The organism is Streptomyces sp. NBC_01477, assembly GCF_036227245.1.
Classification (GTDB): domain Bacteria; phylum Actinomycetota; class Actinomycetes; order Streptomycetales; family Streptomycetaceae; genus Actinacidiphila.
In genome coordinates, this window is sequence record NZ_CP109445.1 from 7,307,513 (window position 1) to 7,319,793 (window position 12,281).

The window sequence follows — 12,281 nt, forward strand, 5'->3', positions numbered from 1 at the left end:
GCACGATCGGCAACGAGGCGCTGGCCGGCCGCTGGCAGGGCGCGCTGATGGACAACTACGGGCTGCCCCGGCTGCCCCTGGTGCGCGGCGAGGGCGCGAGGTTCTGGGACGCCGAGGGCAAGGTCTACCGGGACTTCCTCGGCGGCATCGCGGTGAACTCGCTGGGCACCGGGCACCCGGCGGTGGTCGAGGCGGTGACCCGGCAGATCGGCACCCTGGGCCATGTCTCCAACCTCTTCATCGCCGAGCCGCCGGTCGCGCTGGCCGAGCGGCTGCTCCAGCTGTTCGGGCGGCCGGGCCGGGTCTTCTTCAGCAATTCCGGCGCCGAGGCCAACGAGGCCGCCTTCAAGATCGGCCGGCTCACCGGGCGTACCCGGATGGTCGCGACCGAAGGAGCCTTCCACGGCCGGACGATGGGCTCGCTCGCGCTGACCGGCCAGCCGAAGAAGAAGGAGGCCTTCGCCCCGCTGCCCGGCGAGGTCGTCCATGTGCCGTTCGGCGACGAGGCGGCGCTGCGGGCGGCCGTGGACACCGACACCGCGCTGGTGATCATCGAGCCGATCCAGGGCGAGAACGGGGTGGTCGTGCCGCCGGCCGGCTATCTGCGGGCGGCACGGGAGATCACCGCCGCGACCGGCACCCTGCTGGTGCTCGACGAGGTGCAGACCGGCGTCGGCAGGACGGGGCACTGGTTCGAGTGCCTGGCCCAGGGCGTCGAGCCCGATGTCGTGACGCTGGCCAAGGGCCTGGGCGGCGGGCTGCCGATCGGCGCCACCGTGGCCTTCGGGGCGGCGGCCGAGCTGTTCACCCCGGGCGCGCACGGCACGACCTTCGGCGGCAACCCGGTCTCCTGCGCCGCCGCGCTCGCCGTCCTCGACACCATCGCGGCGGACGGGCTGCTCGACCACGTCAAGCGGCAGGGCGAGAAGCTGCGGAACGGAATCGAGGCCCTGCGGCACCCGCTGGTCGATCATGTGCGCGGTACGGGCCTGCTGATCGGTATCGTGCTCACCGAGCCGCTGGCCGCACCGATCCAGCAGGCGGCTCAGGACGCCGGACTCCTGGTGAACGCCGCCGTGCCCGACACGGTACGGCTCGCGCCGCCGCTGGTCGTCGGCGACGACGACACGGACGAGTTCCTCCGGGTGCTGCCCGGCGTCCTGGACCAGGTGTGGCAGGCGAACCAGTAGAACCGGGCAGCCCGGGGCACCGCCGGAGTCCGGGGGACAGACGGAGAATGACGCGACGATGAGCGAGGCGCAGCAGCAGGGCGGCGGCCAGGCCGTACCGCAGACCCGTACGGCCAGGCACCGCAGGATCGTGGACATCCTCGGCCGGCAGCCGGTGCGGTCCCAGAGCCAGCTGGCCAAGCTGCTCGCCGACGACGGGCTGAGCGTCACCCAGGCGACGCTCAGCCGCGACCTGGACGAACTGGGCGCGGTCAAGATCCGCACCAACGACGGCGAGCTGATCTACGCCGTCCCCTCCGAGGGCGGTTTCCGCACCCCGCAGGCGCCGCTGGGCGAGTCCGTCAAGGAGGAGCGGATGCGGCGGCTGGCCGCCGAGCTGCTGATCTCCGCCGAGGCCTCGGCCAATCTGGTGGTGGTCCGCACTCCGCCGGGCGCCGCGCAGTTCCTCGCGTCGGCCATCGACACGGCGGAGGTCCACGACATTCTCGGTACGATCGCGGGAGACGACACCGTCGTGCTGATCAGCCGGGACCCCGCCGGCGGTCAGAAGCTCGCCGATCACCTGCTGCGCCTCGCCCAGGGCGAGGTCTAGCCACCGACCCTCCCGCACTCCACCCATTCGGCCGCAGGAACACGCTGACCTGTGGTTTTGACGAACCATACGGTGGAGTGCATACTTATACCAGTCAGTGTATGCACCGTAAGGAGAGACCCGTGACCGAGCGCGTCGTACTCGCCTATTCAGGCGGCCTTGACACCTCCGTCGCCATCGGCTGGATCGCCGAGGAGACCGGCGCCGAGGTCATCGCCGTGGCCGTGGACGTCGGCCAGGGCGGCGAGGACCTGGACGTCATCCGCAAGCGCGCCATCGCGTGCGGCGCGGTCGAGGCCGAGGTCGCGGACGCCAAGGACGAGTTCGCCGAGGAATACTGCCTGCCGGCGATCCGGTCCAACGCGCTCTACATGGACCGCTACCCGCTGGTCTCCGCGCTGTCCCGGCCCGCGATCGTCAAGCACCTGGTGGCCGCCGCCCGCAAGCACGGCGCCGACACCGTCGCCCACGGCTGCACCGGCAAGGGCAACGACCAGGTCCGCTTCGAGGCCGGCATCTCCTCACTGGCCCCCGAGCTGCGCTGCATCGCGCCGGTCCGCGACTACGCGATGACCCGGGACAAGGCCATCGCCTTCTGCGAGGCCAACAACCTGCCGATCGCCACCACCAAGAAGTCGCCGTACTCGATCGACCAGAACGTCTTCGGGCGGGCCGTCGAGACCGGCTTCCTGGAGGACATCTGGAACGCGCCGATCGAGGACGTCTACGAGTACACCCAGAACCCGGCGGAGCCGCGGGAGGCCGACGAGGTCGTCATCAGCTTCCTCAAGGGTGTCCCGGTCGCCATCGACGGCAGGGATGTCAGCGTCCTGGAGGCGATCCAGCAGCTCAACGTGCGGGCCGGCGCCCAGGGCATCGGCCGGATCGACATGGTCGAGGACCGGCTGGTCGGCATCAAGTCCCGGGAGATCTACGAGGCCCCCGGCGCCATCGCGCTGATCACCGCCCACCAGGAGCTGGAGAACGTCACCGTCGAGCGGGAGCTCGCCCGCTACAAGCGGCAGGTCGAGCAGCGCTGGGGCGAGCTGGTCTACGACGGCCTGTGGTTCTCGCCGCTCAAGCGGGCGCTCGACGGCTTCATCACCGAGGCCAACGAGCACGTCACCGGCGACGTCCGGATGGTCCTGCACGGCGGCCGGGCCGTCGTCAACGGCCGGCGGTCGGGCGAGTCGCTCTACGACTTCAACCTCGCCACCTACGACACCGGCGACACCTTCGACCAGTCGCTGTCCAAGGGCTTCATCGAGATCTTCGGCATGTCCAGCAAGATCGCCGCGAAGCGGGACCTGGCCCAGTGACCGAGGAAGCACAGGGCGCCAAGCTCTGGGGCGGGCGGTTCGCCGACGGACCGTCCGCCGCCCTGGAGAAGCTGTCCGCCTCCGTCCACTTCGACTTCCGGCTCGCGCCCTACGACATCGCCGGGTCCCGCGCCCACGCCCGGGTCCTCTACCGGGCCGAGCTGCTGACCGCCGACGAGCTGGACCGGATGATCGCCGGGCTCGACACGCTCGAAGCCGATGTGGCCGCCGGTGGTTTCACCGGCACCATCGCCGACGAGGACGTGCACACCGCGCTGGAACGCGGCCTGGTCGAACGCCTCGGCGCCGACCTCGGCGGCAAGCTGCGGGCCGGCCGGTCGCGCAACGACCAGATCGCCACCCTCTTCCGGATGTACCTGCGCGACCACGCCAGGACCATCGGCGGCCTGATCGCGGACCTCCAAGGCGCGCTGGTCGGCCTCGCCGAGGCGCACCCGGACGCCGCGATGCCGGGCCGCACCCACCTCCAGCACGCCCAGCCGGTGCTGTTCGCGCACCACATGCTGGCGCACGTCCAGTCGCTGTCCCGGGACGCGGAGCGGCTGCGCCAGTGGGACGAGCGCACCGCCGTGTCGCCGTACGGTTCCGGCGCGCTCGCCGGGTCCTCGCTCGGCCTCGACCCCGAGGCCGTCGCCCGTGACCTGGGCTTCGAGCACGGCAGCGTCGGCAACTCCATCGACGGCACCGCCTCGCGCGACTTCGTGGCCGAGTTCGCCTTCATCACCGCGATGATCGGCGTCAACCTGTCGCGGATCGCCGAGGAGGTGATCATCTGGAACACCAAGGAATTCTCCTTCGTGACCCTGCACGACGCCTTCTCCACCGGCTCCTCGATCATGCCGCAGAAGAAGAACCCGGACATCGCCGAGCTGGCCCGCGGCAAGTCCGGACGGCTGATCGGCAACCTCACCGGGCTGCTGGCCACCCTCAAGGCGCTGCCGCTGGCGTACAACCGGGACCTCCAGGAGGACAAGGAGCCGGTCTTCGACTCCTGCGACCAGCTGGAGGTGCTGCTCCCGGCGTTCACCGGGATGATGGCCACCCTGACGGTGCACACCGAGCGGATGGCGGAGCTGGCCCCGGCCGGCTTCTCGCTGGCCACCGACATCGCCGAGTGGCTGGTCAGGCAGGGCGTCCCCTTCCGGGTCGCGCACGAGGTCGCGGGGGAGTGCGTCAAGGCCTGCGAGGCCGAGGGCATCGAGCTGCACCAGCTGACCGACGAGCAGTTCGCCAAGATCTCCGCGCATCTGACGCCCGAGGTCCGCGGGGTGCTCAATGTGCCGGGCTCGCTGGCCTCCCGCAGCGGGCGCGGCGGTACGGCGCCGAGCGCGGTCGCCGTCCAGCTCGCCGAGGTCAAGGCGGACCTGGACGTCCAGTACGCCTGGGCGCGGGCCGAGCAGTAGCCACGCGGGAGCCGCCGGGACCCGGTCCCGGCGGACGGCGGGACGGCTGAGAGGCGGCACGAAGGACGTGCCGCCTCTCAGCCGTCCACCGCGCCGGGCCGGTCAGGCGGCCTTCGCCTTGGTCGCGTAGATGTCCACGTACTCCTGGCCGCCGAGCCGCATGACCTCGCTCATCACCTCGTCGGTGACGGCCCGCAGGACGTAGCGGTCGCGGTCCATGCCGTCGTAGCGCGCGAAGTCCAGCGGGCGGCCGAAGCGGATGGTGACCGGGGCGATCCGCAGCATGCCGGAGCCGCCGGGCTGCACCTTGTCGGTGCCGATCATCGCGAACGGCAGCACCGGGGCGCCGGTCATCAGGGCCAGCCGGGCGACACCGGTACGGCCGCGGTAGAGGCGGCCGTCGGGGGAGCGGGTCCCCTCGGGGTAGATGCCGAAGATCCGGCCCTCCTCCAGCACCCGGCGGCCGGTCATCAGCGCCGCCACCCCGCCGCGCCCGCCGTCCCGGTCCACCGGGATCATGCCGCAGGTGGTGAAGAACCACGCCATCAGCCGGCCCTTGAAGCCCTTGCCGGTGACGTACGAGTCCTTGCCGATGAAGTAGACCTGCCGCTTCACCACCAGGGACAGGAACAGCGAGTCGACGAAGGTGACGTGGTTGCCCGCCACGATCACCGGCCCGTCGCCGGGGATGTTCGCGAGGCCCTCGACCCGGGGGCGGTAAAGGACCCGCATCAGCAGTCCGAGAATCGCCTTGAGCACGCTGCGGGACAACGCATTCCTCCGGTTCACGCGATGGGGCGGCCGGACCCACCGGCCCGTACGTACACGAGGACGATACTTCCGCCAGGGGCACCCCCGCACGTCGGGTTCACGGAGACGGCACGCAGTGTTGACGCGTGTTACGGATGTGTTCCGGCCGGCGTCGGGCGTACGCAAGCTCCGCGGGGCACGATGCGCCCATGACGGATGACCAGCACAAGACCGGCCCCGGCAGGCGCACCCTGCTGTCCGCGGCAGCGCTCGGAGCGGGCGGCGCGGTGATCGCCGCAGCCGGCCCGGCCGGGGCGCAGTCCCCGGGCGGCGGCGCGGGCAAGGGGCACGGCGGTGCCCCCGAGCTGCCGGTGCCGACCATCGTCGGCCACCGCGGCAGCGCCGGCTACCGCCCGGAACACACCTTCGGATCGTACGAGTACGCGCTCGCCATCGGCGCGGACGTCGTCGAGCAGGACGTCGTCCCGACCAGGGACGGGCACCTGGTGTGCCGCCACGAACCCGAGATCGGCGGCACCACCGACGTCGCGGACCACCCCGAGTTCGCGAGCCGCAGGACCACCAAGACGATCGACGGCACCGCCACCACGGGCTGGTTCACCGAGGACTTCACCCTCGCGGAACTCAAGCGGCTGCGCGCCGTCGAACGGCTGCCCGGCGTCCGGCCGCACAACGCGATCTACAACGGCCGCTGGGACATCCCCACCTTCGCCGAGGTGCTCGCCTGGGCCGACAAGGAGGGCCGCAAGCGCGGCAAGCCGGTCTGGCTGCACACCGAGACCAAGCACCCCACCTACTTCCGCGGCATCGGCCTGCCCCTGGAGGAGCGGCTGATCGCGCTGCTCAAGCCGTACGGCAGGCACCGCGCCGACGCCCCGCAGTTCCTCCAGTCCTTCGAGGCGCAGAGCCTGCGGCGGCTCGGCGCCCTCGGCGGGCGCGCGGCCAAGATCTTCCTGCTCAACGGCCTGACCTCGCAGCCCTGGGACTTCGTCGTGGCCGGCGACAAGCGGACCGTCGCCGACCTGGTCACCCCGGCGGGCCTGCGCTGGATCGCCGGCTTCGCGCAGGGCATCGGCCCGACCACCGACGTGATCATCCCGCGCGACGCCTCGGGCAAGCTCCTCAAGCCCACCGCCGTGGTCAGTGACGCGCACAAGGCGGGCCTGGTCCTGCACCCCTTCACCGCGCGCAACGAGAACCAGTTCCTGCCCGCCGACTTCCAGGTCGGCACCGACCCGAACGCCTACGGCGACCCGCTGGCCGCGTTCAAAACCTGGTTCGCCACCGGCATCGACGGCCTGTTCACGGACAACGCCGACACCGCGGTGCTGGCCCGCGAGGACTACTGGGCCTCGTCGTGAACCGCGCGGAGCCCTGCACTCCATGAGGTGAACACGGCCGCGCCGGGCCCCCGCCCGGCGCGGCCGGTACGTACCGACCGCTATGCACGAGCCCATGGACACCGCCGCGCCGCCGCCCGCGACCACCGCCCCCGCCCTGCCCGGCCTCCTGCCGGCCGGCCACGCCCGGCTGCTGGCCGCCGAGGCCGCCGCCTTCGCGCTGCCCGGGACCGGCATCGAGGCCGCCGACCTCGAACAGGCCGTCTGGCTGCGGCTGCTCGAACTCGGCGGGCCGCCACCGGAATTCGCCGACTGGACGCGCGCCGCGGTCCGCGCCGAAGCGCTCGGCCCCGACGTGCGGCGGCGCTGCGAGCGGCCGTACGCCGACCAGGACGCGGGACCGCCGCCCCGCGCACCGCACCGGGCGGGCGGCGCCGTCGAGGACCAGGTGATCGACGCCGACGCGCTGCGCTCGGTCAGAGCCGCGGTCCGCGCGCTGCCGGGACGCTGCCCGCAACTGGTGCGGGCACTGATGGCCGATTCCGACCCCACCTACTCGCAGATCGCACAGGAGTTGGGAATCTCACAGGGCGGTGTGGGGCCGCTGCGCTCCCGGTGCCTCGGGTGTCTGCGATCCATCCTGAATTCGAGGGTTGGATCCCCGGTGGGGCGGGGTAATGCACGGTAAACAGTCAGCGGCAGTGGGCACCTTCGGCACGCCGGGACGGTACTGGAACGGGCGGCGCTCAGGCGCTTCCCATCGGGATCTTTGTGCGATCATCGGCGCCAACGGGGGCGGCGCACATCCGCACCAACCCCGGTCAGGCACACGTCCCGGGCGCACACCTCACCCTCAAACTGCCCGGACGGATTCGAAGGGGAGGCCTGCGCGCATGGGCATGAGCGTGACCATCTCTACGGCGGAGTCGAGCGACGCCGAGAAGATCCTGAAACTCCAATACCTCTGCTATCAGAGCGAAGCCGAGCTGTACGGCGACTACAGCATCGAACCGCTGACCCAGACCCTGGACCACCTGCGCGCCGAACTGTCCGAGGGCTGCGTGCTGGTGGCACGCCTCGGCGAAGAGGTCGTCGGTTCGGTACGCGGTGTCGTCGACGACGACGGCACCGCCAGGATCGGCAAACTCATCGTGCATCCGCGCCTGCAGCGGCACGGCCTCGGCGGGCGGCTGCTCAGCGCCGTCGAGGACCGGCTCGCGGCCGAGGCGGAGGCCAAGCGGTACCGGCTGTTCACCGGCCACCGCAGCGAGGTCAACCTGCGGATGTACCGCAAGCTCGGCTACGAGCAGGTCGGCGTCGCCAAGCCGGTCAGCCGCAGGCTGAGCCTGGTCACCATGGAGAAGCCGGCGGACACCGTCGGCCTCGCCGCCACCGCCTGACCGTCACGGCCGGGGCGCGGCACCCTCCGCGGTGCCGGGCTCCGGCCGTCCGGCCTTGCGCAGCCACAGCAGGCCCATGACCGGGAGCACCAGCGGCAGGAAGACGTAGCCGACGCCGAAGTCCGACCAGACCGTCGCGTCGGGGAAGGCCGAGGAGTCCGCCACGGTCAGGATGCCGACCGCGATCACCCCGAGCAGTTCGGCCGAGCAGGACACCAGCGCGATCCTGCGGGCCTGGTCGCCGCCCCGCCACAGGGCGACGGTGATCACCGCGTAGACGACGCCGGCCGCCAGCGACAGCACGTACGCGAGGGGCGCGTCGCTGAACTTGGTGCTGATCTGCACGATCGAGCGGGACAGCGCCGCCACCGTGAAGACGCCGTAGAACCACAGCAGCAGCCGGCCGGGACCCTGGCCGAGCCGCTTGCCGCCGGGCGCGGGCGGTCCTGCCTGCGCGCCCGGTGCCGCCGATCGGGCGGGCGCCGGCGGTGCCGCCGGTGTCTGCTGCTGCGCCATTGTCCCGGCCTCCGTGTCGTCCGCGGTGCTGTCCTCAGCCATGTCCGGCTCCCCAGATGTCGTGCAGCCGCAGTTCGAGCACGGCCAGGATCACGCCGCCGGCCGCGACGATCGCCGAGCCCCAGCGGCTGCGCTCGGCCAGCGACATGAAGGCCGCCGCCGGAATGGTGCAGGCCGCGCCGATCAGATAGCCGACGAAGACCGCCACCCCCTGCTCGGGCCGGTCGCCGTGCCCGAGCCGTACCAGCGCCACCACCAGCTGCACCAGTGCGGCGAGCGTCACCACCGCCATGCCGATGAAGTGCCAGTCGTTGGTCGGCTCGTCACGATACGCGGCGAAGCCGCACCACACCGCGAGCAGCAGTGCCGTGACCGTGACCGTGAGGGTGACCGCGTCGAGCATGCGTCGACTTTATTACGGCCGCGTCCCCCGCCGGTCTCCCACCCCCGTCCCCCGGGGGGCGCCCGCGATCCCGCTGCCCGCTTGTGCCGGCGCCATGTCCGCACTGTGTCCTGATAGTGAACGAGTCGACCGGATTTCGGCGCCGTCCGGGATGTCTGGTTAACTGGACGCATGACCACGACGAACCGCCGCAGCCGCGCGACCGGGGCGACCACGCCCGGTGTTCGTCGTACGTGTCGAATGTGCGCCTGACCTGAGGCCCTGAGCGGCAGGCCGCCCCGCGACCGCCGCGCCCCGCGTCACCCCCGCCCGGTGCAGCGCCGTGCCGCGCCGCCGGACATCCGAAGCGCCGCGCGGGCCGACCCCCGGCGCGCTCCCCAGCACACCCCTTGCGCGGTGGTACGCCCGCCGCGCGCCCGACCGCGATGGACACCCCTGTGATCACCACCACCGACCTGCGCAAGGTCTACCGCTCGCGCGACCGCGAGGTCACCGCTCTCGACGGCGTCGACCTGTCGGTGCGCGAAGGCGAGGTCTTCGGCGTCGTCGGCCGCAGCGGAGCCGGCAAGAGCACCCTGATCCGCTGCGTCAACCTGCACGAGCGCCCCACCTCGGGCACCGTCGAGGTGGCGGGCCGCGACCTGACCGCGCTGGCCGGCCGCGCCGACCGGGCGCCCGCCGCGCTGCGCGCCGCCCGGGCCGGCATCGGCATGGTCTCCCAGCACGTCAGCCTGCCGCCCTCGCGCACCGTCCAGGACAACGTCGAACTCCCGCTGGAGATCCTCGGCGTCTCCGGCCGCGAGCGCACCCGCAAGGCCCGCGAACTCCTCGACCTGGTCGGCCTGTCCGGCCAGGCCAGCGCCTACCCCGCGCAGCTGTCCGGCGGCCAGCGGCAGCGGGTCGGCATCGCCCGCGCGCTGGCCGGCCGCCCCAAGGTGCTGCTCTCCGACGAGGCGACCTCGGCGCCCGGCCCGGAGACCAGCCGCTCCGTCCTGGAACTGCTGCGCGACCTCAACCGGCAGCTCGGCCTGACCGTGCTGCTCATCACGCACGAGACGGACGTCGTCAAGGCGGTCTGCGACTCGGCGGCCCTCATGAAAGGCGGACGTGTGGTGGAATCCGGCACCGTGGCGGAACTGCTCGCCACCCCCGGCTCGGAACTCGCCGACCAGCTCTTCCCGGTCGGCGGACAGCCCTCGGACCCCGACCGCACGGTCGTCGACCTCACCTTCCGCGGTGACAGCGCGAACCGGCCGGTGATCTCCCAACTGGCCCGCACCTACAACGTGGACGTGTCCATCCTGGGCGCCGCCATGCAGACCTGCGACGGCCGGCAGATCGGCCGGATGCGGATCGAACTGCCCGGCTGCTTCGAGGACAACGTCGTGCCGATCGGCTTCCTGCGCGAACAGGGAATCCAGGTCGACATCGCCGATATCGCCGATACGGCCGGCATCGCCGACGCGGCCGCGGACGTACAGCCGCGTCCCGCGCCCTCGTCCGCCTGACCCCCACCCGGCCAGGGCGCCCGGTCGCGGACCGGCTCGGGCGCCTCAGCCGCGCCGCACCCAGTAGACGTCCGTGGTGTACGGCATCTCGATCGCCCCGCTGACCCGGGTCGCGTCGTGCGCGCCGAGCACCGCCTCGACCTCCGCGCGCACCCGCGCCTGCGCGTCCGCGTCCAGCACCGCGATATGGCTGGACGACACCATCCGCTCCACCACGGCGGCCACCGTCGTCGTGTACGGGTTCGGCCAGTGCCGCTCCGAGACCTCGCCCCAGCCCGCGGCCCGCGCCTCGAACGCCTTGCGCCAGCCGCCGCCGGGGCCCGCGTCGCCCAGCGCCGACGTCAGCGGCGGACTGGGCAGGTCGCGCGGCGCCAGCCGGAAGTAGATGTCCTGGAAGTCCCGCACCCACGGCACCGACGTGTCGTAGGTGTTCCACACCAGCGCCAGCGCGCCGCCCGGCCGCAGCAGCCGCTCCACCTCCGCCAGCGCCGTCCGCTCGTCGAACCAGTGCCAGGACTGCGCCGCCACCACCGCGTCCGCGCACCCGTCGGGCAGCCCCGTCGCCTCCGCCGTGCCCGCGGTCACCGCCACCCCGGGCAGCAGCTCCGCCAGCGTCTCGCGCATCTCCTTGACCGGCTCCACCGCGAGCACCTCGGCGCCGGTCAGCGCCAGCAGCCGGGTGAACTTGCCGGTCCCCGCGCCGAGATCGACCACGGTGCGGCCGGCCTCCAGCGGCAAGGCGTCGGCGAGCGCGGCGAGCACGGCGAGCGGATAGGAGGGCCGGGAGCGCTCATAGACCCCCGCGGCCCGCTGATAACCGACTCCTGCTGCGTGGTGCACCGTCACGCGGGCTGACGGTAGCAGGATCGGATGGCGTGCACGGATACCCGGCCTGACCGGCATCCGCCCTACTCTGGAAGGGCGTTCGCCCCTCCGCCCGCCGCCGGCCCCTCGTGGCGACCCTGCCCGGCGGGTGCCGCGCGCGATGCTGCATGCTGTGCAATCCACCCATGCCCTGGTTACGGAGCAGTGAATGACCTCCACCTTTCCGGACATCTCACTCAGTACGGAGCGGCTGGTGCTGCGCCCGTACGACGAGGCCGACATCCCCGAACTCGTGGAGATGATGAACGACGACCTGGTGACCGCGTGGACCGGCGCACCGCGGCCGTACACCGAGCAGGCGGCCCGCGAGTTCATCACCGCCACGGCTCCCGCGGACCGGGCCGCGGGCCGCGGACTGGTGCTCGCCGTCACCGAATTCCTCACCCAGCGGTTGGTCGGCACCGTTCATCTGCAGCGCACCGACTGGCGGATCCACGGCACCGAGGTCCGCTACCTGACCGCGTCATGGGCCCGCGGCGAGGGATACGCCAGCGAGTCGGTGCTCGCCGTCGTGCGCTGGCTGTTCGGCACCCAGGGCTTCGAGCGGGTGGAACTGCGCACCGCCGCGGACAACACCGCCGCGCAGCAGGTCGCGCAGAAGATCGGCTGCATCAGTGAGGGCGTGCTGCGCAACGCGGGCATCATCCGCAGCCGGCCCGAGGACGAGCCGCACGGCCGCTGGGCCGAGACCCGCGCCGACCTGCTGGTGTGGAGCCTGCTCCCGGAGGACCTGGACGACGCCGACGACCCGGACGACCCGATGGGCCGCACCTCGGCGGGCGACGGCTACGGCAACGGCCGCGCCGCCTACCCCGATTACGCCGACTACAGCGCCGCCGCCCAGCGCCGCTGACCCGCGCCCGCCGCCGCGGCGGACCGCGTCCGCACATACGTACCGGACTCGGCACACCGTCGCACACGCTGCCGGGTTAG

The 12,281-nt window shown here is 72.3% G+C and carries 13 protein-coding genes; 9 read left to right on the plus strand and 4 right to left on the minus strand.

The genetic code is table 11. The features are described from left to right. Positions 1-5 precede the first annotated feature (5 nt). The 4 genes from OHA86_RS31105 (at position 6) to argH (ending at position 4,525) form a co-directional block, all read left to right on the plus strand. Positions 6-1,190 (plus strand): acetylornithine transaminase, encoded by a 1,185-nt coding sequence (locus tag OHA86_RS31105; protein WP_329182626.1) that lies wholly within the window; start codon positions 6-8, stop codon positions 1,188-1,190. Between the two features lie 58 nt (positions 1,191-1,248). Next, positions 1,249-1,782, plus strand: coding sequence for an arginine repressor (locus OHA86_RS31110; protein WP_329180613.1), 534 nt, complete (start codon positions 1,249-1,251; stop codon positions 1,780-1,782). Positions 1,783-1,904: 122 nt separating this feature from the next. After that, positions 1,905-3,101 carry an argininosuccinate synthase gene (locus tag OHA86_RS31115; RefSeq protein WP_329180614.1) on the plus strand — a complete coding sequence of 399 codons (1,197 nt, stop codon included), beginning with the start codon at positions 1,905-1,907 and terminating at the stop codon, positions 3,099-3,101. Continuing rightward, on the plus strand, positions 3,098-4,525 hold the full coding sequence (argH, locus tag OHA86_RS31120; protein ID WP_329180616.1) for an argininosuccinate lyase: 1,428 nt from the start codon (positions 3,098-3,100) through the stop codon (positions 4,523-4,525). Before OHA86_RS31115 ends, argH begins: the two co-directional genes overlap by 4 nt. Before the next feature lie 102 nt (positions 4,526-4,627). On the opposite strand, the gene OHA86_RS31125 is transcribed toward argH, so the two are convergent. Beyond that, on the minus strand, positions 4,628-5,296 hold the full coding sequence (locus OHA86_RS31125) for a lysophospholipid acyltransferase family protein (protein WP_329180618.1): 669 nt from the start codon (positions 5,294-5,296) through the stop codon (positions 4,628-4,630). Between the two features lie 188 nt (positions 5,297-5,484). Between OHA86_RS31125 and OHA86_RS31130 the strand changes: the two genes are divergently transcribed. The 3 genes from OHA86_RS31130 to OHA86_RS31140 all read left to right on the plus strand — a co-directional run bounded on the left by OHA86_RS31130 (position 5,485) and on the right by OHA86_RS31140 (position 8,036). Continuing rightward, on the plus strand, positions 5,485-6,657 hold the full coding sequence (locus OHA86_RS31130; RefSeq protein WP_329180620.1) for a glycerophosphodiester phosphodiesterase: 1,173 nt from the start codon (positions 5,485-5,487) through the stop codon (positions 6,655-6,657). A gap of 94 nt (positions 6,658-6,751) precedes the next feature. Next, on the plus strand, positions 6,752-7,324 hold the full coding sequence (locus tag OHA86_RS31135) for a sigma-70 family RNA polymerase sigma factor (protein ID WP_329180622.1): 573 nt from the start codon (positions 6,752-6,754) through the stop codon (positions 7,322-7,324). A 205-nt stretch (positions 7,325-7,529) separates the two neighbouring features. Then, complete coding sequence (locus OHA86_RS31140; RefSeq protein WP_329180624.1) at positions 7,530-8,036, plus strand: GNAT family N-acetyltransferase; 507 nt, start codon at positions 7,530-7,532, stop codon at positions 8,034-8,036. A gap of 3 nt (positions 8,037-8,039) precedes the next feature. Here the strand turns inward: OHA86_RS31140 and OHA86_RS31145 are convergent, their stop codons facing one another. Both OHA86_RS31145 and OHA86_RS31150 read right to left on the minus strand, forming a co-directional pair. Further along, positions 8,040-8,552, minus strand: a complete 513-nt coding sequence (locus OHA86_RS31145; protein ID WP_443072033.1) for a hypothetical protein — start codon at positions 8,550-8,552, stop codon at positions 8,040-8,042. A gap of 34 nt (positions 8,553-8,586) precedes the next feature. After that, entirely contained in the window at positions 8,587-8,955 is a 369-nt protein-coding gene (locus OHA86_RS31150) for a hypothetical protein (RefSeq protein ID WP_329180629.1), read from the minus strand. A 437-nt stretch (positions 8,956-9,392) separates the two neighbouring features. On the opposite strand from OHA86_RS31150, the gene OHA86_RS31155 reads away from it, so the two are divergent. Then, a complete protein-coding gene (locus OHA86_RS31155; protein ID WP_329180631.1) occupies positions 9,393-10,463 on the plus strand; it encodes a methionine ABC transporter ATP-binding protein in 1,071 nt (356 codons plus the stop codon). A 45-nt stretch (positions 10,464-10,508) separates the two neighbouring features. Here OHA86_RS31155 and OHA86_RS31160 read toward each other — a convergent pair whose 3' ends face one another. Then, a complete protein-coding gene (locus tag OHA86_RS31160) occupies positions 10,509-11,309 on the minus strand; it encodes a class I SAM-dependent methyltransferase (protein ID WP_329180633.1) in 801 nt (266 codons plus the stop codon). 187 nt (positions 11,310-11,496) lie between these two features. On the opposite strand from OHA86_RS31160, the gene OHA86_RS31165 reads away from it, so the two are divergent. Beyond that, complete coding sequence (locus tag OHA86_RS31165) at positions 11,497-12,201, plus strand: GNAT family N-acetyltransferase (RefSeq protein ID WP_329180636.1); 705 nt, start codon at positions 11,497-11,499, stop codon at positions 12,199-12,201. The last annotated feature ends 80 nt before the right edge of the window (positions 12,202-12,281 follow it).